The 895-nt window shown below is 40.0% G+C and carries 1 protein-coding gene; it reads left to right on the top strand.

Translation table 11 applies throughout. From position 1 onward, the window contains the following. Positions 1–895, top strand: an 895-nt coding sequence (locus tag AA089_RS23075) for a DUF11 domain-containing protein (RefSeq protein WP_046759387.1), incomplete at both ends; no start/stop codon positions are given.

Raw genomic sequence — 895 nt, 5'->3', positions numbered from 1 at the left:
ATGATGGAGATCAAAGTGAAGATGATGAAGATAATGCTTCAATTCCAACACCGCAAATCTCTGACTTAAGCTTAACTAAGACTGTAAGTGATGCCAGTCCAAATGTAGGCGATACAGTTACTTTTTCTTTAGTAATCAATAATGATGGTCCGAATGCAGCCACAGGCGTAGACGTTGAAGATGTTGTACCCGTTGGATATAGTGGACTTACCAATTCAAATACTGTAGGTGGCGTTACAGGAATGATCGCTACTAATATCGTAAGTTGGACAGGTTTAAGCATACCAAATGGAGGAAGTATCACACTAACCTTTGATGCCGTAGTGGATGCGCCTACAGGCGTAGTAGATGAGTATCTGAACACTGCACAGATTACTGATAGTGATCAATATGATCCAGATAGTGATCCAGCAAGTGATAATACTGTTGATGATTTAGGTGACTTGAGAGGTGATGACGATGAAGATTCAGCAGTAGTCGTACCACAAGAAGCTGATTTAAGTATAGTCAAGGAAATAGATAATACGAGTCCAAATGTAGGGGAGACAGTTACTTTTACAGTAACAGTTACCAATGGAGGTCCTAATATTGCTACAGGTATATCAGTTGTAGATATTTTACCAGTAGGATATACGCTTACAGGCGTAAGTGGTACTGGTGCAAATCTACCATTTTCAGCCGATACGGCAAGCTGGAGTGGGATTAGTATTCCAGCAAATAATGGAGAAGTCGTATTGACATATACAGCAACCGTAAATGCTCCAACTGGAGCGGCGGGAGAATACAGTAATAGTGCTCAAATCACAGTAAGTGATCAATATGATCCAGATAGTACGGTAAATAATAATGTACCAAGTGAAGATGATCAAGATAATGTAACAATTGTCCCACTCAC

The organism is Kordia jejudonensis, from assembly GCF_001005315.1.
In the GTDB taxonomy this organism is placed as follows: Bacteria; Bacteroidota; Bacteroidia; order Flavobacteriales; family Flavobacteriaceae; genus Kordia; species Kordia jejudonensis.
This window is presented reverse-complemented; position numbering and strand designations above follow the sequence as displayed.